At 61.5% G+C, this 22,082-nt stretch carries 17 protein-coding genes and 2 pseudogenes; 13 read left to right on the top strand and 6 right to left on the bottom strand.

Annotated elements, in window-relative coordinates:
- Position 1: 1 nt before the first annotated feature.
- Positions 2-1,909, bottom strand: coding sequence for a TRAP transporter fused permease subunit (locus tag G0D83_RS16665; RefSeq protein ID WP_089849673.1), 1,908 nt, complete (start codon positions 1,907-1,909; stop codon positions 2-4).
- Positions 1,906-2,889: a TAXI family TRAP transporter solute-binding subunit gene (locus G0D83_RS16660; RefSeq protein WP_018065884.1), complete on the bottom strand. Its 984-nt coding sequence runs from the start codon at positions 2,887-2,889 to the stop codon at positions 1,906-1,908. Before G0D83_RS16660 ends, G0D83_RS16665 begins: the two co-directional genes overlap by 4 nt.
- Positions 2,890-3,322: 433 nt before the next feature.
- Between G0D83_RS16660 and G0D83_RS16655 the strand changes: the two are divergent.
- The 3 genes and pseudogenes from G0D83_RS16655 to G0D83_RS16645 all read left to right on the top strand — a co-directional run bounded on the left by G0D83_RS16655 (position 3,323) and on the right by G0D83_RS16645 (position 7,184).
- Positions 3,323-4,350: pseudogene (locus G0D83_RS16655) on the top strand (IS110 family transposase).
- A 390-nt stretch (positions 4,351-4,740) separates the two neighbouring features.
- Positions 4,741-5,594 (top strand): annotated as a pseudogene (locus G0D83_RS16650) (IS5 family transposase).
- A gap of 150 nt (positions 5,595-5,744) precedes the next feature.
- The gene (locus G0D83_RS16645) at positions 5,745-7,184 is read left to right on the top strand and encodes a hypothetical protein (protein ID WP_024099412.1); all 1,440 of its coding nucleotides are present in this window, start codon (positions 5,745-5,747) and stop codon (positions 7,182-7,184) included.
- Positions 7,185-7,614: 430 nt separating this feature from the next.
- Here G0D83_RS16645 and G0D83_RS16640 read toward each other — a convergent pair whose 3' ends face one another.
- Complete coding sequence (locus tag G0D83_RS16640; RefSeq protein ID WP_007803217.1) at positions 7,615-8,547, bottom strand: IS5-like element ISRhba5 family transposase; 933 nt, start codon at positions 8,545-8,547, stop codon at positions 7,615-7,617.
- A gap of 109 nt (positions 8,548-8,656) precedes the next feature.
- Between G0D83_RS16640 and G0D83_RS16635 the strand changes: the two genes are divergently transcribed.
- Together G0D83_RS16635 and G0D83_RS16630 are read left to right on the top strand one after the other, a co-directional pair.
- Positions 8,657-8,977 carry a hypothetical protein gene (locus G0D83_RS16635; protein ID WP_275634938.1) on the top strand — a complete coding sequence of 107 codons (321 nt, stop codon included), beginning with the start codon at positions 8,657-8,659 and terminating at the stop codon, positions 8,975-8,977.
- Positions 8,978-9,214: 237 nt separating this feature from the next.
- A complete protein-coding gene (locus G0D83_RS16630; RefSeq protein WP_018065890.1) occupies positions 9,215-10,057 on the top strand; it encodes a hypothetical protein in 843 nt (280 codons plus the stop codon).
- Between the two features lie 58 nt (positions 10,058-10,115).
- Here the strand turns inward: G0D83_RS16630 and G0D83_RS16625 are convergent, their stop codons facing one another.
- From G0D83_RS16625 to G0D83_RS16615, 3 genes are all read right to left on the bottom strand, one after another.
- Positions 10,116-10,685, bottom strand: coding sequence for a PIN domain-containing protein (locus tag G0D83_RS16625; protein WP_007803220.1), 570 nt, complete (start codon positions 10,683-10,685; stop codon positions 10,116-10,118).
- Positions 10,682-11,146 (bottom strand): excisionase family DNA-binding protein, encoded by a 465-nt coding sequence (locus G0D83_RS16620; protein WP_007803221.1) that lies wholly within the window; start codon positions 11,144-11,146, stop codon positions 10,682-10,684. The genes G0D83_RS16625 and G0D83_RS16620 overlap by 4 nt, the downstream gene beginning before the upstream one ends.
- 149 nt (positions 11,147-11,295) lie before the next feature.
- Positions 11,296-12,363 (bottom strand): helix-turn-helix domain-containing protein, encoded by a 1,068-nt coding sequence (locus G0D83_RS16615; RefSeq protein WP_007803223.1) that lies wholly within the window; start codon positions 12,361-12,363, stop codon positions 11,296-11,298.
- A 226-nt stretch (positions 12,364-12,589) separates the two neighbouring features.
- On the opposite strand from G0D83_RS16615, the gene G0D83_RS16610 reads away from it, so the two are divergent.
- From G0D83_RS16610 to G0D83_RS16580, 8 genes are all read left to right on the top strand, one after another.
- Positions 12,590-13,471, top strand: a complete 882-nt coding sequence (locus G0D83_RS16610; protein WP_009574210.1) for a recombinase family protein — start codon at positions 12,590-12,592, stop codon at positions 13,469-13,471.
- A gap of 366 nt (positions 13,472-13,837) precedes the next feature.
- Positions 13,838-15,037, top strand: a complete 1,200-nt coding sequence (repA, locus tag G0D83_RS16605) for a plasmid partitioning protein RepA (RefSeq protein ID WP_009574209.1) — start codon at positions 13,838-13,840, stop codon at positions 15,035-15,037.
- Positions 15,037-16,005: a plasmid partitioning protein RepB gene (gene repB / locus G0D83_RS16600; protein WP_226562387.1), complete on the top strand. Its 969-nt coding sequence runs from the start codon at positions 15,037-15,039 to the stop codon at positions 16,003-16,005. Before repA ends, repB begins: the two co-directional genes overlap by 1 nt.
- Before the next feature lie 210 nt (positions 16,006-16,215).
- Entirely contained in the window at positions 16,216-17,301 is a 1,086-nt protein-coding gene (gene repC / locus G0D83_RS16595; RefSeq protein ID WP_233545060.1) for a plasmid replication protein RepC, read from the top strand.
- A gap of 106 nt (positions 17,302-17,407) precedes the next feature.
- Positions 17,408-19,576 carry a ParB/RepB/Spo0J family partition protein gene (locus G0D83_RS16590; protein WP_009574206.1) on the top strand — a complete coding sequence of 723 codons (2,169 nt, stop codon included), beginning with the start codon at positions 17,408-17,410 and terminating at the stop codon, positions 19,574-19,576.
- Positions 19,577-19,675: 99 nt separating this feature from the next.
- The gene (locus G0D83_RS16585) at positions 19,676-20,149 is read left to right on the top strand and encodes a hypothetical protein (protein ID WP_009574205.1); all 474 of its coding nucleotides are present in this window, start codon (positions 19,676-19,678) and stop codon (positions 20,147-20,149) included.
- 387 nt (positions 20,150-20,536) lie between these two features.
- Positions 20,537-20,701: a hypothetical protein gene (locus G0D83_RS31905; protein WP_009574204.1), complete on the top strand. Its 165-nt coding sequence runs from the start codon at positions 20,537-20,539 to the stop codon at positions 20,699-20,701.
- Between the two features lie 102 nt (positions 20,702-20,803).
- On the top strand, positions 20,804-22,009 hold the full coding sequence (locus G0D83_RS16580) for a hypothetical protein (RefSeq protein ID WP_009574203.1): 1,206 nt from the start codon (positions 20,804-20,806) through the stop codon (positions 22,007-22,009).
- Positions 22,010-22,082 lie beyond the last annotated feature (73 nt).

The raw sequence follows: 22,082 nt of genomic DNA, 5'->3' as shown, positions 1-22,082 counted from the left end.
ATCAGCCGGCGGCGTTCTGTTGCACGCTGGCCCGGCGCCCCGCCACCAGGTGCCGTGCCAACATGGCTGCCCCGAGCGCGATGCCCGCGACCGCGAGCAGCTGGAAGGGCGCGACCGCCGCAACCGCACTGCCTAGCAGAAGTACCCGCTCCGCCGGCGATACCGGCTTGCTGGCGAAGGCCTCGACCGCGGTGGCCACGGACAGCGTGGCAATCACGCCCCCAACCACGGCCAAAGTATTCGACAGCGGGTCGGCCAGCAGCATCAGTGCCGGGTTCCAGACGAAGGCGAAGGGCAGCATGAAGCCGATCGAGGCCAGTTTCACCGAGGTGAAGGCGATCTTGAACGGGTCTTCATGCGCAATCGCCGCCGCCGACAGGGCCGCCACCGCAATCGGCGGGGTCAGCGCCGAGAGAACGGCAAAGTACAGCAGGAACATGTGGCTCTGCAGCACCGGATAGCCCAGTTGCGCCAGCGCCGGACCGACCAGCACGGCAGCCAGGATGTAGGCGCTCGGGGTCGGCATGCCGAGACCCAGGATGATCGTCACGACAGCGGCGATAACCAGCGTCAGGATCGGCTGCGAGTTGCTAATCACCAGGATCAGGTTCGCGGCCTTCATACCCAGCCCCGTCATCGACAGGCCCCCGATCACCAGACCCGCGGCGGCACAGGCGCCAGCCACCGGCAGGATGCGCAGCGTGGTCTCGCCCAAGCCCTCGATCACCTGCCACGGCGACAGGCGCGTCGCCTTCAGCAGCGTCGAGGCGATGATGACACCCATCACGCCGATCCCGGCGGTGAAGGTCGGAGAATAGCCCGAGAGCAGCGCCACCACGATGCCGATGATCGGCAGCAGGAAGACCCAGCCCGTGCGGAACGTCTGCGCTACGGTCGGCATCTCGTCCTCGGACGGGCGCAGGTCTTCGCGCACGGCGCGCAGGTGGACCTGACTAAAGACGCCGAGGTAGTAGAGCAGTGCGGGCACCACGGCGGCGACGACCACCGCCTTGTAATCCACGCCGGTATATTCGGCGAGAATGAAAGCGGCCGACCCCATCACCGGAGGCATCGCGCTGCCCCCCGTCGAGGCCGCGACCTCGACCGCGCCGGCGAAGCGCGCGCTGTAGCCCAGTCGCTTCATCACCGGGATGGTGATCGAGCCCGTCGCCACCACGTCCGAGGTCGGGCTGCCCGACATCGTGCCGTAGAGCCCTGAGGAAATCACCGCGATCTTCGCCGGACCGCCGCGGGTGCGCCCGGTCAGAAGCGCCGCGAGGTTGAAGAAGAACTCGCCCCCACCCGCTTTCGACAGAAAAGTGCCGAACATCACGAACAGGAAGACGTAGCTGGCGACCACCTGGATCGGCACCCCGAACACGCCATCCGTGGTGAAGACCAAGATATCGAGCAGGTAGGTGAAATCGTCGACGCCATGCCCGAAGGGCGGCGGCAGCAGGTAGCCGAACCAGTTGTACGCCAGGAAGGCCACGACCACGATGGTAAGTCCCATGCCCGTGGTCCGGCGCGTCGCTTCGAGGGTCAGGAGCAGTAGCGAGATGCCGAAGAAGAGCTGCGCGGGCGTGAACGGATCCAGCAGGCTGATGCGGTCCGCAATGGCGGTGGCGTTCACGAAGAAGAAGATGCCCGCTGCCAGGCTGAGCAGCGACAGGGCGATATCATAGAACGGGATGCGGTCGGGAGCGTTCGGCGTGGCACCGATCGCCGCGAACATGATCGCGTAGATCCCCGAAACGAAGAGGATGCCCAGAACTAGCGGATCCGAGATGGTGAAGAGGTTGGCGTAGATCACCCAGGCCGAGAAGATCGCGGCCACCACGACGATGGCCCGTTGCTGGCCGGCCGCAAGATCCCTCCTGCGGCCAGTGGAGACGAGTGTCCCGATCATTGCGACAGCCCTGCCTCACTGTAGGCACGGGCGGCGCCGGGGTGGAACTCGAGCACGCTGGGCGTGGCGAGCAACTCGGGCGTCAGGGATTGCATCGCGCTGTGAACCGCGCGCACCTCGTCGATGTTGGTGATTAGGGCGTTGGTCAAGGCATAGGCGTCGTCGTCGCTCATCGCGTCGGTCGCGGCCAGCAGCGCCCCCAGCGTCACGGTGTTCACGTCCGCCTGCTGGTTCGAATAGCTGCCAGCGGGAATGACCATCTGGCCGGTGCCGAAGCGCTCGTTGGTGGCGTCGATGACCTCCTGCGGGACCGACAGCAGCACAACGTCAGCATTCGTGTCCACCGCGCGAAACGACGAGTGGTTGATGAAGATGCCGTTGGTAATCATGTCGAGCCGTCCGTCCTGCAGCAGCTCGCCCTGCTCATTGGCGCCGGCGCGCACGAACTGGCCGCCAGCTTCGGCCAGGGATTCGTCGGTCACCCCCACCAGCTCGAACATCATCAGCGCGATGTTCGAGGTGATGTTCCCCGAGCGATTGATGCCGATGCGGATCGGCGCGCCGCTGCCGGCGATGTCGTCCAGGCTGTCGATGCCGTATTGCTCGGCCATCGAGCGGTCGAGGAAGAAGTGCATCGGCGCCCAGTTGTACATGTAGCCGATGGCCCGCATGTTCGTGATCGGCCCGCGGAAGGGCTCTTCGCCTCCCAGCGCGAGCTGCGCCTCGGCGTCGTGCACCAGGCCCAGATCCGTGCGCCCGGCGCCCAGCAGGCCGATGTTGGCGAACCCGCCGCCCGTAGCCTGATAGGTCACCACGGCCGAGGTGTCCGCCACCTGCGCGGCGCGGTCGATGCCGGCGCCCAGCAGCGACCAAAGGCCGCCCGGGTTCCCGCCTGAAAGAGTGAGGTTGAGCGATTGGCCGTGACCAGCCGTCGCCGAGACGGCGAGGCCGGCAGCCATCGCGATTGCAGTGAAACGCATAATCATGTCCTCCCGTTTGGCCCTGCGTCGCGCCCCTCTCCCGTCCGACATCCGGAACACGGGGGCCGGATCGGTGGTTTGCGAAACATAGCTTAGACATCTATCTTTAAAGCCCTCGCTAGGAGATTGTCAACGATTAGATACCAAAGCTTGCTATCCCCCCACTCAAGCTCGACGCGGAAGGCGTTACGGTCCCCCGCGGCGCTGGAAACCGGGTAATGCCGACACTCACGAAGGCAACATACATCATGACGAAGACCCTGTGCGGGCGGGCGCCCTCGCCCATCCTGCAGCAGCACTATTGCGCCTACCGGTGCTACGACGCCGAGGCGGGCCGCGCATTTCATGAGGATTTGCGGCTTTGATGGTGTGCCCCCCCGACGGCATCGATGTGCCAAGGTGGGTCTGCAAGGATCCACAAAGGAGAGCGGTCATGTCGGAGATTATCACGGTCGGGCTCGATCTGGCGAAGAATGTGTTTCAGGTCCACGGTGCCGACGCTACGGGCCGGGCGGTGCTGCGCAAGAAGCTGCGAAGAGATCAGGTCTGGCATTCTTTGGACAGCTGCCGGCCTGCGTCGTCGCGATGGAAGCCTGCGGTGGCGCCCATTTCTGGGGGCGCGAGATCGGGAAGATCGGGCATGACGTGCGGTTGGTCCCACCCGCCTACGTGAAGCCATTCGTGAAGCGCCAGAAGAATGATATGGCTGATGCCGAGGCGATCTGCGAGGCGGCGACGCGCCCGACGATGCGCTTCGTGCCGGTGAAGAGCGAGGAGACCCAAGGCGCGGCGATGGTCTTTCGCATCCGCGAGTTGCTTATCCGGCAGCGAACCCAGACCATCAATGCCCTGCGCGGGCATCTGGGCGAGTTCGGAATGATCGTTCCGCAGCGCGCGGCCAACATGTCGAAGCTGATTGCCATTGTGGAAGACCCGGAAAGCGGTCTGCCTGCCGATGCCATCCCCACGCTCAAGGTGTTGGTGGCGTCACTCGCCCATCTCGGAGCGGAAATCGGCAAGCTCGATGCCGAGATCGCCCGGTGTGCCAAGGAGAATGAGGTGGCGCGGCGCCTGATGACAGTCCCGGGGATAGGTCCTCTGATTGCCACGGCCATAGCGGTTCTGGCTCCGCCCCCCGAGACGTTCCGCAAAGCGCGCGACTTCGCGGCCTGGCTCGGGCTCACGCCCCGTCAGCATTCCACAGGAGGCAAGCAGCGTCTCGGGGCCAACACGAAGATGGGCGAACGGTCGTTGCGGCGATTGCTGATCATCGGGGCCAACAGCGTCATCATCAAGCGGCATGTTCATGCCGCTGCCCGGCCGGGCACATGGCTTGGCGAGATGCTGACGCGCAAGCCGCCGATGCTGGTGCGGGTCGCGCTGGCGAACAAAATGGCGCGGATCGTCTGGGCGCTGATGGCCCGAGGCGGCGCCTACCAGTCTCCGACCGCTGCGGCGTAAGCCGTCACTGGTCGCGAGGACGTCGGAGCGGAAGAGGGCAAGGAGACGTTTGGCGCACGGTCGTGAGACGGGATCGGGAGGACCAGAGCGCAACAGAGTGCCATCGAGCACGCGGCTTTGATCTGGACCCGACCTGCGAACACCATACGGGCCCGCGGCGTGATGATGGCCGCAACAGAGGCCGGATACATGTCAGCACCCGACACCGCGCGAAACTGATCCAGAAACCCTCTTGCGCAAGGGGCGGTTATACATGTTGCGCAAATGCTGTGAAGGTTTCACCTTGCGAATCCAGTCTGTTAGTCAGGCTGCATGAGCAGACCCATACCCCCGACCTACAAGACCAGGAACTGGCCAGCCTACAATGAAGCAGTCAAGCGCCGGGGCTCGCTGACGATCTGGTTTGACCCCGAGATGAGCTGGGATGCCGCGCCGACAGGCAGGCGTGGCCGCCAGCAGACCTACAGCGATGCCGCTATCCAGACGTGCCTCTCGATGAAAGTGCTGTTCGGCATGGCGCTCCGGCAGACGACCGGGTTCGTCGAGAGCCTGCTACGGCTGGTCGGCCTGAACTGGACGGTGCCCGACTTCAGCACGCTATCTCGCCGCCAGAAGACCTTGGCCGTGAACATCCCCTACCGCGGCTCCAAGGGGCCGTTGCACCTGCTGATCGACAGCACCGGGATCAAGGTCGAAGGTGAAGGCGAGTGGCACGCACGCAAGCATGGCGGCCCGAAACGGCGCGTCTGGCGCAAGCTCCACCTTGGGATCGATGAAGAAACGTTGGAGATCCGGGCCGTCGAAGTCACCGGGAGCCACATCGGTGATGCGCCCATCCTACCCACCTTCTCGACCAAATCCCGCAGGACCAGGAAATCGGTAGCGTTACGGCTGATGGCGCCTACGACACGCGCAAATGCCACGATGCGATTGCAGATCGCGGTGCCCATGCCGTCATCCCGCCCCGCAAGAACGCGAAGCCCTGGAAGACGATCACCGCCGGAGCCGTGGCGCGAAATGAGGCCCTGCGCGCGGCGAAATACCTGGGCCGCGCGCTCTGGCGACGATGGAGTGGATACCACCGCCGAAGCCGCGTCGAGACAAAGATGCATTGTATCAAGTTGCTGGGCCAGCGGCTCATGGCACGGGACTTCGACCGACAGGTCGCCGAACTCCAGGTCCGCATCGCCGTCCTGAACGGCTACACCGCGCTCGGAATACCCGTCACGGAAGCTGTGGGATAAGTCCGTCCGGGGAAAGGGGAACCTCGGCCTTAAGCCGATTTGTGCATCAGAGCCCTTGACACTAATAATTAGCTATCTATGTTTTTTCCCGGCGATGGTTCCCCGGAAGAGGAGCCGGATTTCATCGCTGCATCAAACTGGAGGAAATTCATGTCACGGACAGCCAATTTGGCCGGCCCGCGTTCGCGGACCGGAATGGTGGTGCTTTGCCTCGCTCTGACCGCGGGCTTCGCCCCGCTCGCGTCGGCGCAGGAGCAGCCCGCCTTCAACGAACATGCGGGAACCCTGCCGGACGGGACGGCATGGCTGATCCGCGTGCCCGAGAACTGGAATGGTCGACTACTCAGGGATCTGGATTTCGCCAGCAACGTTTCGGTCGCGTCAGCGGTCCAGCGGTATGACGACCTGCTCGGTCGTGGCTATGCCTTCGCCGGGCTCGCCCGGCACCCGCTGCGCCTGTGGCAATACGATCCGCAGCGTGAAATCCTGAATCTACAAGCTGTTCAGGACATTTTCACGGACCTGGAGCGCGCTCCTGACATGGTGCTGCAATACGGCTGTTCTGGCGGAGGGCTCGACAGCCTCGCTTCGGCCGAGGATTACCCGGACAGGATCGACGGTGCCGCCGTGCTTGCCGCCCATACGCCGGTCTGGATCATGAGCAGTTTCCTGGATGGCTGGTTCGCCATGCAGACCCTGCTGGGCGAAAGCTATGAGGCCGCTGGGCACGGTCCGGCCAGCGATCTCGCCATCGTCGGCCTGCCCAATGCCGGAGCGGGTGGCGAGCGCAGCCTTGACGCGATCCGTGCGTCCTGGATGGCCGCCATCGAAACGGCGGGCGAAAGCCCGGAGGGCCGCGCGCGGCTGGCGCTTGCCTTCGCCATCGGACAGTGGTCGCCGTGGATGGTCGAGGGGACCGAACTACCCGACACCGCGGATGCCGGCGCCATGGCCGACATGATCGTGGCCTCGGCGCTGCGCATCGGCGGTAATGTTGGCGGGTCCTCGCGGCTTCTGTTCGAAAACGCCGCATCGGGGCAGCAACTTTCCGGGAACGAGGGGGTCGACTATGCCGCCTTCTACCAGAATGCCGCACCCGCGATGGCGCGGACGGTTGAGGCGCTCTACGAACAGGCCGGTTTGGACCTTCAGGCCGACATTGCCAGGATCGACGCCGCCCCCCGCATCGCGGCCTCGGATTATGCGCGCGATTTCTGGGCCGCAGACGGGCGCACGACGACCGGCGATCTGCAGGTTCCGGCGATCCGCATCCACATGCTGGGCGACTGGGCCATTCCCTACACGCTGATGGAAGGCTACGGCGCGCTGGTGCAGGAGCAGGGTACCGGCGATCTGTATCGGCAGTCGCTGGTCCAGGGCACGGGCCATTGCGAGTTCACGGCTGCCGAAAGCACGGCCATCGTCGAGACCCTGGTCGAACGGATCGAAACGGGCGCCTGGCCCGAGACATCGCCCGAGGCGCTGAACGCCGCAGCCGAGGCGCTGGAAACCGGGAGCGCCCCCCGGTTCATCGAACACGGTGATTGGCGCGTGGCAGCCTATAACCGGCCCTGGGTTCCGGCAGAATGAGCCGATGGGGAACTGGCGCTGCGCCGGTTCCCCCACAGGTCCGGTGGCGCAAGTCATTGGTGGACCGTCGCCAACGCGCAGTGGGCATCTCTGGCGAGGGCAAGTGTTCCCATGTCTGGACGACCCCTGCTGCGCAAGCTGGGAATTGACGCGCCTATGCCGAAAGCAGTCATGTCTACGGCCTTTGTGGTGCGGTCTAGCCGCTGGCCCAGATGAAGTCCGCGGATCGGGTCCCAATCAAAATTGCGCGCTTTCTGCGCCTTGACCCCCTGGGGTGTCCCGATCCCCGGTTCGACCGGTTTGTCATCTCTTCTCAGCTTCACGCATTCCGTCAGCGGTTCCGCGCTCAGGAGACAGGGGCCGCGTAGATCTCGTTGGCGTTGTTGCAGAAAGTCGGCCTGAGTTGTGAGTGCCCCTTTCCCATTCAGTTTCATGCCACGCGGACGACGTGGGCGGTGCCGAGCGCGTTGAAGCGATTGACAAGGGCGACCCGGATGTGGATTTCGGCGGTTTGGCGATCTGGATCCCGCGCGGCGATGCGCTCACCGAAGGCCTTCAGGCATCGCATCTTGGCCTCCACTCGGCTACGGGCGTGGTATCCGGTCCACCGCTTCCAGAATGCCCGACCGTAGTGACGCGTGGCGCGCAGGGTTTCGTTGCGCGCCTTGGCAGCCGGGCAGTCCTCTTTCCAAGCTCGACCGTTCCTTCGGGTCGGTATGATTGCCGTGCCACCGCGTGCGATGACGGCGCCGTGGCAGCGGCGGGTATCGTAGGCACCATCCGCGGTCACGGTGCCGATGTCCTCGTCCTCGGGGATCTGGCCCAACAGGTCCGGCAGGACTGGGCTGTCGCCTTCCCGGCTAGGGGTGAACTCGACGGCCCGGATATCCGAGGTGGCGATATCCATCGCCAGATGCACCTTGCGCCATTGGCGGCGGCCCTGAACGCCATGCTTGCGGGCCTGCCATTCGCCGTCGCCAAGAAACTTGATGCCGGTGCTGTCCACCAGAAGATTCAGCGGCCCTTCGGCACGGCGATAGGGGATCTGCACCTTGAGGGTCTTCTGTCTGCGGCACAGCGTCGAGTAGTCCGGAACGGGCCAGTCTAGCCCTGCCAGGCGCAGGAGGCTCGCGACCATTCCGGCTGTCTGCCTGAGCGGTAGCTTGAACAGAACCTTGAGCGACAGGCAAAACTGGATCGCGGCATTCGAAAAGACCGGCGGGCGCCCTGGGCGTCCCTCATGCGGCGCGTGCCAGGTCATCTCCTTGTCCAGCCAGATCAGCAGCGATCCGCGCTTCCTGAGCGCATCGTTGTAGCTGGACCAGTTCGTCGTGCGGTAGCGGGCGGGCTTGGGCTTGCTCATGCAGATCGTCTAACCGCATGGATTCCCGATGTGAATCCTTCACCGACTGAGTTCTGCAACAACGCCCGTCCGGCCTGAGATCAGCCTCCCGGATGCGACAGGTCCGTTCGTGTTGGCGCAGGCCGATGAACGCGCCGATATCGACATCTCTGGCAGCGCCTTCGACTTCGTTCGGAGCATCCGCGTCTACCATGTCCAGTTCAGCCAACATCAGGATCGTGACGGTGATTGCATCCGCTACGACTCGACTAGGCTCGGCTCCTACGGTGTGCAGGGCGATTATCGCTGGCAGAGATCGAGCGTGGGAGCTGTTCCACCTGCCTCGCTTCTGCCCCGTCCCGAGCACTGTGGTTGGGTGAGTTATCGCTCGGTCTTCGTCGATTGGCGCGACCATGAAGGAAACTACGGCTTCGAAGAGGTTCGATACTGAACCCCATGCGGGCCAGCGTAGCACTGGCCCGCTCCGATCAACTTGCACCGGAGGCAGTGCATCACCCCAAAAAAGGGAAACGACGCCAGACCGAGAAGCCTGACGCCGCGCTAGAAAAAAACCCCTGAACACGGTCTTTTTAGCGCAGTGTCCGAACCCCTGCAACCAGCAAAGTGTTTTTGCTGGCAAGAATGTTGTTTGCTCTCGACATGGCATCGTCTCTTAGGAGATACGACCATGGAACCAACGACCGGCCTGATCCTCAGGCGAATCACGCAGACAGACCTCTCCGTTTCGGCGCACAAGCTGGCCACGCTCATCCTCGACGGAATTGCGTGGAAGGATGGGTATAACGGCCTGCCCCGCGGCACGGCTGCCTTCACCCTGTCCTCTCTGGCGGCGAAGATGGGCGTCTCGCGCCAGTACCTGAGCGTTCTGCTGAGTGAGCTTGAAACTTCTGAACTGAAGCTTGAGCGCGAGAAATCGAACGGCAAGTTCGCCCCCTGGCTTTTCCGCTTCGCGGCCTTTGACGACGGCGAACAGACCCACGATCTCGTGTCAGGCGGAGGCGACACATCACTATCTAGAGAAGAATCTAACAAAACTATATTCACAGGACAGATCAACATTGACGGTTGCTCGAACGTGTTCCGAACATGCTGGGCCGAGCTGATCAAGGCCGCGAAGAGCGCCCTACCCTGCTGGAACGTCGATACGCAAGTGATCTGGGAACGCTTCCTTGCCTTCAACCGGGCCCGTGGGAACAGCAAGGTTCCGGCCGGTTTCCTGCTCGGCTTCATGCGCCGGTGGCGCACCTCGCTTGGAGAAGCGACGCGCCCACCGGCTCTCCCCGCACCACAGCCGGTTCAAGAGCCACGAGAGCGCGAGCTGCACGAACAGATCAAGGCTGCGCCAAGCTCGAACCGCCAGTTTCACGCGTCAGACCTGTGTCGCGTCATAGGGCAAGCGGCGTACGATGCGCGCATTGTCGCCGTGATCCGGCAGTTCGGTTGCCCGAGGTTCACTGCTACGCTTGCAGTCCACGGGCGTGCAGTCCTGGCGGGCGAAATCTCGCGGTGATGATGGATCGGGTGCCACAACTCTGGCCAGAACGTATTCAGTCAGGGCAGTTCTGGGATCAAAGCAGGTCGGCGAATTGCTCCAGGTCGGCAACCGTGGCGACCAACCCCTGCTGTGTCAGGATCGCGAGATACTCGTCGACGCTTTTGAGCGGATTCTTGAGGCGCGCGCGAACTTTCCGCAGCGCGGAACAGACCAGACCGGGCGCGAGAGACAGTTGGTTCCGGAAAAAGTCGTCAGGGTGTTGGGTCTCGATGCCAAAGGGCGCAAGTGCCGCTGGTGGGAAGTCCTTCAGGTTCTGCGTGACGATCGCGTCACAGCGCCCAACGATTGCCGCCGCCAGAACGTGCCGATCGTCAGGGTCCGGCAGTGTTAGGGCCGGCACCAATGCCTCGTAGCCGGTGACCAGACAGTCGCGTGTGGCCCTGTCCATCAAGTCGCGAGTTCGTTCCAGCGCGGCGCGCTCCCGATGAGGTTCATTGCGCAGAAGCGCATCAATCCACTCCCGATGGATATCGGCCGTCCACTTGGCCTTGAAAAGGTCTGTGACCGCCAACTGCATCAGTGCATCGCGCATCGGCGCGGGATAAAGGACGTTCGCATCGAACAGGACCGTGTACTGGCTCATTTCGAGCGGTAGCCCATGTCCTGCTCTTGAGCGTCGGCGGCCAGTTGATCGAGCGCAGCTTCACGCTCGGTATCGATCGCGGCCTTGTAGGACATCACGTCTTCCATGCGGACGCGGCGATGCTTGCCGACCTTCCGATGCGGTATGGCACCATCCTCGAGCAGCTTGATCAGGAACGGACGCGAGACGTTCAGAACCTCAGCGGCCTGTACGGTCGAGAGTTCGGCGTTCTCGGGGATGATGGTGACCCCCCGCCCCGCTGCCATCGCCTCGAGGATCTCCATGAGCAGCGATACGGCGCCCGCAGGAAGCTCGATCGGCTCCATCTGCTCGGAGTCCGTCACACGAAGTTTCAACGGCGCGCGCGCCTGGGCGAAGCGTGACAATGCCTGGCCAGAGACGCGCGCAATCGCTGCGTCCTGCGGCGTGGGCGGAAGATGTCGGTGTGCCAGCATGTTCATGGTGGTCTCCTCTCCGGTTTCTGTTCTCTACCACCATATATGAAATAAGTGCAACAAATGCATTAAGTGTTGGTGAGTTTCTGCGCGCCCTGCCGCGTGCTCGCGGTTATCGCTGCTGTCGAGTGAGCGGGTGAGACCCACGCTAACCTTCAGTTTGTCGCCTTCCACATCCTGAACCGCCCCTGTCCTGTCACCTCGCGGATCAGACCCCGCTCTTGCATCCATGCAAGGTTGCGCTGAACAGCGGCGCGACTGGCACTCGTCAGGGCCTGGGCCATTGGCGCAGAGACGAGCGGCCATTCGGTCAGCACTGCGCGCAAGGCCGGCGGCGTCCTGCCCGAGAGCAATGTCATTTCGGCTTCCGCCCGCGCCGACCATGCCTCGATATCGTCAAGGTGCCGCACCGCGGTCAGGCACGCGGCTTCCATCCCGTATAGCCAGCGTTCCAGACGTTCGAACGGTGAACCACCGGCTCGTAGTCCCCCTGCCCCGCCCATGGCCAGAGGCGTGAAGACTGCGCCTCTTCCATCGCTGGCCGCGATCCGCGCAGCTGCGACAGCCGCTTCCATACGGTCGTCGTGCTGCCCGAGCCCCGCGAGGCGCCAGAGGTGAAAGCCCGCGCAAGCGCGAGTGATCGGGTGCAGGTCCGTGGCCTGCCCCATCAGATCCAGCCAACCGCTCGCGCGATCCACGAACGGCTCGGTCTCATCACTGATGTTCTCGGGGTCGCGACGGTCGAGGAAGGCGGAAAGGTCCTGCTCCGGTCCCGGTCCACCCGTCAGTCGCCGAATCGCCCATCCGACTCGCGCCAGCGCCGCCGTGTCGTCCTGGACACCGGACAGGCGCAGCGAGATCCAGAGCGCCAGCCGGTCTTGGCTGATGCGGTCACCGGTGTGCCAGCTCAAATCTGCGGCCTCCATCAGCGCAAGCCGATGCCGCCATCCTTCCGGTCCGCGCTTCAACCGGTCGTCCAGCGCGCCGACGCGACCGGCCACACGGGCAAGACGCGCGGCCTGCCCGCCCTCTGCCTTCCGCCATTCGTCGAGGACCTCGGTTTCACGCGGTTCGGCCCGTGGTCCCGGCGGCAAATAGTCCGGCTCGTCGTCCATCGGACCGGGCAGAAACCACAGGTCGTCCTCAGACGCCTGTTCGACCTCCTCAGCATAAATGCCGAGCGCGTCGGATTCATCATACAATGCGGGGGTTCCAGGCCTCATATGCGCAAAATACAGCTATTTTGAGCTTTACCCAAGGGTTTTATCAGAGTGCGTTTGTACACCTTACATAGCACGCGCGCGCGATGGTCCGCGAGACCTCCCTGATCGCGCTCTGCGTATGGAAACCAAGGGCTTTCTGATGAACAGCGCCACAGAGCGCGCCCTTGCATTCATTTACAAACGGTCGTTTATTGGTGGTACATAAAATTGCAAACGGCCCAGTTTCATGCCGCTGATTGGCTATGCGCGCGTCTCCACCGAGGATCAGACCCCCCTGCCCCAGTCTGAGGCACTGCAGTCTGCGGGATGCGCCGAGATCTTTGAAGAGCACGCCTCGGGCGGCAATCGCGCGCGGCCCGTGCTTGCACGTGTGCTGGAGCGGATTGTCAAGGGCGACACGCTGGTCGTCGTGCGGATCGACCGGCTTGCGCGGTCTTTGTCGCACCTACTTGAGGTGATCGAAAGACTGGAAGGCAAGGGGGCGTTCTTCCGCTCGCTCCAGGACCCGATCGATACTGCCTCGCCCCAGGGCAAGTTCACGTTGCAGGTTCTGGGCGCTGCGGCTGAGTTCGAACGCGCTCTGATCCGCGAGCGTACCAAAGCCGGACTTGCCTCGGCACACTCAAAGGGCCGCGTAGGCGGCAACCCAGGTCTTCGCGCCAAGGACCCTGAAGCGCTGCGCAAGGTGCGGGTGGCTCGACAGGACGGCTACATGGAGCGCTTGAACGAGACAGCGCAGGATTGGGTGCCCCATGTGCGCCGCTTGCGCCCCGATATGGCTTGGGAAGACGTCCTCCGGATTATCAATGGCCCCCTGCCCCCAGATCGCCATTGGACCCAAAGCCGCCTGCTCCGCGCCGTGAAGGCATATGTGCGCGACGGCTTTCTGCCTGATGAAGTTCTTGGCCGCGCCGGACGACGCGAAACTGACGATCGCCTGCCTGCGATAGTCGCTGCGATCAAAGGTGCTGACCCCGAGATCACCTTGCAGGCAATCTGCGACCGACTGGAATCCATGCGTGAGCGCACCCCTCGCGGTCGTACCAGCTGGCAGCCTTCCTCAGTCAGAATGCTGCTGGAGCGGGCAGAGCGTCTCGGCCTTTTGTAGGCGCCAATGGTCGGCAAACCACTCTGTTCGCTCGGCCCAAATCTTCCAGAATCATCACCTCAATTGGACGAAAGCCACGTAAATATCCAACAAAGCCTTGGGGTTAGTTCGCGCGAGCAGAAAATATCTCGAAGGGTATCGGCTTCGCCAGAAACGGTCTTTATCGTTGTTAATCAATGCGTTATCTGTCGCAAGCCCCGCGCGACCAAATTGGTGCTGTGGATAACTTTTCCACTACATCTAGATTCTTCTTGCCGGACACAGATGTTCGTGGCATCTCCATTCTGACGGCAAAACGCGTCAGACGCGGCTTCGACCGTCAGAACGACAAAGAGCCTTAGCAAAGGCCATGAGAGGCGGCAGAACATGGATGATCGAAATACGGGCTACACGCAAGGTATAGGCTCTTCCGACATCGGAGCATTCGCAGACAGTCTTGCTGAGTCGCTTGACCGGCAGATGAAAGTTGCGTTCGAGCCAGAAGAACGCAAGTCCTTGCGCCGCTTCAGCTCGACCGAGGTCGCCGAGTTGCTGCGCGTTAGTACGTCGAACCTGCGCAACCGCCACAAAGATGGCAGCTTCCCAGAAGTTCACACTGACGGTCGCGGTCATAGGTTCTACACGGCCGAAGAAGTTGACGACCTCCGCAACATTTTGGCGCGGACAGGCAAAAATGCTGACGCGTACAGACCTGGCCGCCGAGACGGCGACCGTCTTCAGGTCATTTCGGTCGTGAATTTCAAAGGCGGTAGCTCGAAGACAACAGCGACGATCCATTTGGCACACAGGTATGCCCTGCGTGGCTACCGCGTGCTTGTGCTGGACCTCGACCCACAAGCCAGTTTGACGACATTTTTCGGCTACCGGCCTGAGCTCGAATTTGCCGAAGGCGGCACAATCTACGACGCATTGAGATACGATGATCAAGTTCCGCTCTCGGAGGTCATCCAGAAAACATACTTCCACAAGCTCGACATGGTCCCGGCTGGCTTGATGTTGTCCGAGTACGAAACCGAGACAGCGAATGCCCTTGCGCGTAGGGTTCAGCCGATTTTTGCAGAGCGTCTTGCTCTGGCGCTAGAGGAAGTCGACTCAGACTATGACATCGTGCTGATTGATTGCCCTCCGCAGTTGGGCTTCCTGACATTGACAGCATTGGCAGCGTCCACGGGCTTACTTGTGACGGTCGTCCCCGGCATGCTCGACATCGCTTCGATGAGCCAGTTCCTCAAACTCGCTTCGGAAACGGTCAAAGCCGTCGAAGAGGCGATTGGACGACATGTCACTTGGGACTTCGTAAAGTTCCTGATCACACGCTACGAGCCGTCGGACGGACCACAAACGCAAATGGCCGGGTACCTGCGTTCAATCCTTGCGGGCCAAGTCATGACTGAACCGATGCTGAAGTCGACAGCCATTTCTGACGCCGGCATGACTCAGCAAACCATCTATGAGGTAGACCCGAGCCAGCTCATTCGGAAGACCATTGATCGGGCTTTGACCAGCGTGAACAGCGTTGCCGATGAGCTGGAGCAGACAATCCAAATGGCATGGGGGCGTCGCTGATGGCTCGAAATATCTTCAACCAGCCACCGAAAGACGAGAAAGAGTCGGCAGCCTCCTCCCCTGCCCCGGTCAAATCCTCGAAGCTACCTGGCTCGGTTGGCGGATTGCGGGATTCTCTCCGGGAAATCACTGCCAACTCAATCCGAGATATCGAACCCGACCGGATCGATATGGATGGTCTCCGGGATCGCCTGATCCTGGAAGATAGTAGCATTGAAGATCTCGCCGAAAGCATTCGCAAGCATGGTCAGCAAGTGCCGATCATGGTTCGCCCCTCTGACCAACCGGATCGATACCGCATCATCTACGGGCGTCGTAGACTTGCAGCCATTCGAAGAGTTGGTGGAACCGTCAAAGCGATCGTTCGAACGCTCGATGATGATGCTTCTCTGATCGCGCAAGGTCAGGAAAACAACCTGCGGCTGGATCCGTCCTTCATTGAAAAATCTCTTTTTATCAAAGAGATGCAGGAGGCCGGTTACAAGCCTGGCGTCATTCAGGACGCCCTAGGCCTCACCCGGCAAGGTGTGTCGAACCATCGTGTAGTCATCGAGCAGCTGCCTGACGAACTTGTCCGGCTTATCGGCCCGGCTCATGGCGTAGGTCGACGCCAATGGGGTGATCTTGCTGCACTTTCAGAGAAGGTTCCGCTTGTCGACATTGCGCTTGAGACACTTGCCTCTCTGCCTGACACCACTCCAAGCACGGACAAGTTTCAAGCCGTCTATGTTGCTTGCTCCAGCAAGGCGCGTGGCGCAGCCAACCAAAGCGCCCGTGGCCAAACGACCGTGGTAAAGGACAATAGTGGTAGCCCTGTCGGCACACTTTCAGTCGATGGCAAGTCGATCGCTATCAAGATCACCCGCAAGGACAACCCGGAATTCGGCCAATGGCTCGAAGAGCGCGCGGAAACCACGCTGCGACAGCTTTTTGAACAATGGCAGAATGAGAGAGGCTCGGGGAGCTGATCCCCGGTCATAACCAAAAACACGAGCAGAGGAGAAAGGCGAAGACCGAAAAGAAAAGAGCCCCCCAAGGTTTCCCCCGGAGAGCCCTCATCATCTGATTTGCACCTGTGATGTAGCAATCTCCGACATGCCGGTCAAGAGTCACCGATTCGGTGGACGTCTTTTTGTTGCCTTTTCTCGCCAAAAACAGCGAGAAGAGCCGGGGAAGTTGTGGGCCGCAACGGTCGTCGTTCAACAAACATGGCATTCACAAAGCTTTCCGTTCAGACCTTTGGCGTCGGCAAGGGCACCCCCCCCACGACCACACCTGAAACCGACATCTGGGCAGTCTTCCGCGCGCTCAGAGATAGTCGCTGCCTGTTCGGTCTCCGTCCAGGACATGTTCAAACGCTCCAAGCGATGCTGAGCTTTCTCAAGCCTGGGCATGGCGACACAGTCTTCGCTTCCAACGACGAGATCTGCCGTCGAGTTGGCGGGATCGATGAACGAACCCTCCGTAGGCACATCGATCGCTTTGTTGAACTCGGTTTTATGAAGCGCCACGACAGCCCAAATCGCAAAAGATACCGAGTGAAGTCGTCCGAAGGTCAGTCCATTAGCTATGGCTTGTCGCTGGCTCCGTTGCTCGCGCGTGCCGGCGAACTACTTGCAACAGCCCAAGCGATGGAAAACGCTCGTCGGGATCGCGTGTTTTTGCGAAAGCAAATCCTAACCAAACTTGCGCAGATCGACGAAGCTGACCCCGAGAACGAACTCACTCATCAGGTACGCCGAGTTCTTCGGAGGAAGCTCTCGATCACGGAGTATCGTGCTTTGCTCGGCGAACTGGAAGCTCAATGCAAACAGATGTCCACCGCGGTGGACGCACCAGAAACAATGAAACTGCCCGCCAATGACGGGCAAACTGTCCGCCACCATTCTAAGTCTAAAAAAGAACAAAAAGATTTAGAAAGCGGGACCGACAGCGAAACACTTCCCCTGCAAACACTCACAACCGTTTGTGATCAAGCTACATCGTTCGCGACGAACTCACTTAGAAACTGGCACGATGTCGAAAGCCACGCCAGAACGCTCGCTCCAATGATGGGAATCCACGAAAGCACCTTCGAAAAGGCTGCTAGAAAGATAGGCTCTCAAAAAGCATCGTGCGCCATCTTCATAATTCTCCAGATGAGCAACCGCATCCGAGACTTCGGAGCGTATTTCCACAGCATCACGCTCGGTCGCAGAGAAACTGACTTCAACCCATCAGTGTTGTTGGAGAGGCTTTCTCGTTCTGGGGCAGCTACTGCGTGATGTCCACCGCGGTGGACATGTTGAGAGGTAGAGATGGGCTGTGAAAGGGTTGACGGGAAGTGAGATCGGGAGAGTGGCTTCCGGCGCCCGTCGTGGAGAATATCTGATGGCGAAATCTACCCAGAAAGTCACCCTGTCCCCGTCCCGGGATATCCCCTTCGACAAACTCGTTCTGAGCCAGTCCAACGTCCGGCGCATCAAGGCTGGCATCTCGGTTGAGGAACTGGCCGAAGACATCGCCCGCCGCGGGTTGCTGCAGAGCCTGAGCGTTCGGCCCGTTCTGGCGGATGATGGATCCGAGACCGGCAAGTTCGAAATCCCCGCTGGTGGTCGGCGCTTCCAGGCCCTGTCTATCCTCGTGAAGCAGAAGCGTCTGGCCAAGACGACGCCCATTCCCTGCATCGTACGGGATGCCACTTCCGCGATCCTCGCCGAAGACGACTCGCTCGCTGAGAACATGCAGCGCGCAGCCCTGCATCCGCTCGATCAGTTCCGCGCCTTCGTTGCTTTGCGGGAGAAGGGTCAAGGCGATGAAGAGATCGCGGCCGCTTTCTTCGTCACGCCGCAGGTGGTCAAACAGCGCCTGAAACTCGCCGCCGTGGCCCCTGCCCTGCTCGAGCTCTATGCCGAGGACGAGATGACGCTGGAGCAGCTGATGGCCTTTACGGTCAATCCGGATCACGAGCGCCAAGTTCAGGTCTGGGAGGCAATTCGTTCGTCCTGGAATAAAGAGCCCTATCAGATCCGGCGCATGTTGACAGAAACCTCGGTGCGGGCCTCTGACCGTCGTGCTGTCTTTGTCGGCGTCGAGGCGTACGAGACGGCTGGTGGCACCATGTTGCATGACCTCTTTCAGGGCGATGACGGCGGCTGGCTGGAAAACCCTGCCCTGCTCGATCGTCTGGTCAGCGAGAAGCTTCAGGCTGAAGCCGAAGCGATTGCGACCGAAGGTTGGAAATGGATCGAGGTTTCGCTCGACCTGCCCTATGGCTATAGCCACGGTTTGCGGCGGCTGAGCGGAGACCCGGCGCCGATGACAGATGACGAAGGCGCGGCCCATGCCAAGCTGCTTGCCGAGTACCGGGCGCTCGAGGAGGAATACGAGGGCCAGGATGAATTCCCCGAAGAGATCGACGCGCGTCTTGGCGAGTTGGAAGTCGCGATGGAGAAACTCGATGCCCGGCCGCTGATTTTCGACGCGGAGGAGATCGCACGGGCAGGGGCGTTTGTGACGCTTGACCGCTATGGCGAGCTTGCAGTTTATCGGGGCTTCGTGCGGCCTGAGGATGAGCCTCGGGAAGACGCCAATGTCCACAGCGGTGAACTGGCGGCAGACGGGCAGCGCGCTGAGCTTTCAGCGCCGAACAGCGTAGATGGTATCGGCAATGGCACGGTGATCACTGCTGCCGGTCAAGCCCTCGGCGCGAACGTGCCCGAAGACGAGGACGACGGTGCCTTGAAGCCCTTGCCTGAGCGGCTGGTCATGGAGCTGACGGCGCACCGGACATTGGCACTGCGCGAAGCTGTCGGTCGCTCCCCTGACGTCGCGTTGACGCTTCTGCTCCTGAGGCTCGTCAATGATACCTTCCGGACGTCCAGTTCGGTCGGCAGCTGCCTCGAGGTCTCGGTACGTCACGTCTACATGTCCGCGCAGGCGAGCGATCTGAAAGACAGCGTGGTGGCCAAGCTGGTGGACGATCGCCACGCGGAGTGGGAGGCCGAGTTGCCGCTCGGCGACGATGCCGCGCTCTGGGACTTCCTGACCTCCCTTGATCAAGGGAGCCGGCTGTCGCTGCTCGCGCATTGCCTCAGCTTCGGGATCAACGCGCTCCACGAGAAGGTGAACCCCTATGGTGCCGGTATCACCGCCAGCGGTTTGACCAAGCGGATGACTCAGTCCGACTTGGTTGCACAGGCGGTCGAACTCGACATGGTCGAGGCAGGTTGGGAGCCGACTGCCGATACCTACCTGAACCGCGTGCCCAAGGCCCGGATCCTCGAGGCCGTGCGCGAGGCGAAAGGGGAAGGCACTGCCCAACTCCTCGATCACCTGAAGAAGGGCGAGATGGCGACTGAAGCCGAGCGTCTGCTGAAAGACAGCGGCTGGTTGCCGGAGGTTCTTCGCCGTCACGATCCGGCGGTACTGGACGGTGCAGAAGGGCAGGGGGCGTCTGAACCCGTTTCCGACATCGACCAGACCGAGGATGTCGACCTTCCCGCCTTCCTCACCGCTGACCTGCCGGGTGATGATGCGTCGATGATGGCTGCGGAGTGATCTGAGTCATCCGAGGGCGGGAAAACCCGCCCTCAATCTCATAAATCTCAACAATATCAACTAGATGAATGAAAAATCACGCATTCAGGATGAGGAATCATGTCTGCAACGACCATTCTCGACACCGCGCCCCTGGGGGCGCTCATTCGCTACACCGACAACAGTCCGAAACCGCCCGCGCGGTTCACAAAGAAGCTCGCGGCCTGGGAGCGCTCGAACGGCGTCGGCCGTCTTGTCAAGAAGGAGCCACCGCGACCCTATCCGACCTGGACTGCGCCGGCGTCGTTCACGCTGCACGAGGGGAATTTCTCTTCGGACGGGGTCATTCTCGTGACGATCATGCGAACGCATTCGGCTGACAGCGCCTTGACCTTCGAGGTCGCTGAGGAACCACAGCCCGGGCAGGTTCGCGTCCTTTTGGATTTCGGCGGTTGCACGGAGCTGCTCCACCTGGCCGAGTCTGTCACGGCTGCCGAGCTCTGGATCGCCAAAGAAGGCTATCGCAATGCGCGGCTGGAGATTGTCGGCGAAGAAGGCGCTGCTAGGGCAGGGGGCGCGGAGCTTGCCGCCTGAGCCTACGTAGAACCCAAGGGGCCCGCCAAAGCGCGGGCCTCTCACCCATCACGACCCTGTCCCGCGAGATCGCGGGGCACCATAGGTTCCAATCCAACACGGAACTAGATCTGGTACCAAATGTCTGCCGGGAGGCTGGCAGCGATGACATCAGTGGAACATACGGCTCCAGTCAGCGGTCGCACCATCCCCCGCTCGCCATTCCCTTCCTTGCCCCGAATCCTGTCTTCGAGATCAACCCGCGAGGGGGCGGACTACGGGCGAACCCGTGCCGCCGGGTGGATTCGGACGAGCCGAACGCACCCGGTGATGTCAGCCAGTCTTCGGGCCTGCGAGGTCCTGTCGCGCGGGGGATGGTCCCCCGCCTCCAAGACAGGAGCCAAACAGATGTCCCGCAAAGATGCTCACGCCTTCGCCGCCTCCCTCGCCGCCACGCTCATGGTTTCGATCGTCGTCTTCCAGGCCGGGGATGGAACCTATGGCGCTGTCCCCGCCGATGAGATCGACGGCGACGAGGTCGTGATCGTCTCGGAATACGATCCTTTCGGGTGAGGCTTCGGCCTCACGTTTCAGACGGCTCGGGTTCGGAGCAAGGCTCCGATCCGGGCCTTTCGCCTGTCCACCGTTCCGGCTGACCGGCAAAATGAGCCGACGATGGTCGGCATGCCTTTGCATAAAAACGAGCTCGAGCGTCAGCCAATCTGGCTTTGCCCAGACATCAGCGGTCAATTGCAGTGCCATGAAGACCGCTTGAATATCGTCAGGGTTCGTCGGAAACTGCGTCGTATTTGGTTCAGGTCACGTCGCATGCTCTACAAATCATTGATTTCCTTATACGGTTCATCGCTTGCGGGTAGATCGGCTCCTGCTGACGACCTTGTTTGGCACTTTGCGCCGTCCGAAGATCTGAGGCGCTTTCGCGAGTATGCGCTCGATGCCCTGCAGCAAGCGAAAGTGTACCTGCTCGACCATATGGCTGCAGCCTATGCCGATACGCTTCATGACGCAGTCGCCAAGCAGGCTTCGGAAACCGGTCTTCCCGCAATGGCCATTCTGGGTGAGGTAAAGCTCCCTGCCGACGTTGTTTGGGTCGAATTCGACGATCGAGAGCTGGGTGTCGCGCGCTTTGAACGGGCTTCACCTGTAACGAGACATGACGACAAACCCGTAGGCACTGGTCTACGCGGCTATCTCATCGATGATCGTAACAAGGGCCACTTGCGCATCACGATGTTCCATCGCCGCGAGAATTCGCGGGTCGTCGATCCAATCTGCGCTTTGCTCGTGAAGCGAATTCCGACAGGCGAGTTGAACTACGACAACGTCGAAGTCGAGTTGAGCCGTTCCATGGTCGAATTCCGTGTGCGGAGCGGTGATACGATGGAAATGATCAACGGTCGGCGCACGGTGCACCAAGTTGAAACAGGCTACGACCTGTTCATCCCTTACGCGCTCTTTGCGATGCTGGTTTCCCCGGACTTGGGTGGCATCATTCCCACGGAAAACGAGACGTTCACAGCCAAGGATGCCAAGACCGCTCGAAAATTCGGGAAGTCCTGGATTCTAGGTGCGCAGAAATCCCATCTTACAATCCGCATTGGTCCGCAGGCCGCGGCTCACATGCAGGAGCGGCAGGCTCGCCTTGAGTTCGAGCGTCAGGTCCAGGACGGGCGAAGCGGCCCTGTTCGCCATTGGGTGAGCGAACATGAGCGGCGCTATCGCAGCGGTAAAGTTGTGTTGGTGAAGGGGCACCACAGAGGGCAATTGCCTGCGCCTAATCTGCCAACGCGTGTGATGGGGCCGAAACCCGAGGCAACGATTTTCGAGTTGGACGCAGTTGATCGGTCCGACCCAGACTGAACCCGGAGTTTGCCGCGCGGTCATGTCGTCAGCCGTCAATCTATCGCCGCCACATCGACGAACCCCCGTAGTT

Source organism: Salipiger sp. PrR003 (genome assembly GCF_010500785.1).
Taxonomy (GTDB): Bacteria; Pseudomonadota; Alphaproteobacteria; order Rhodobacterales; family Rhodobacteraceae; genus Salipiger; species Salipiger pacificus_A.
The sequence above is the reverse complement of the archived record's forward strand: the minus strand, read 5'-3'. Positions and strand labels throughout refer to the sequence as shown.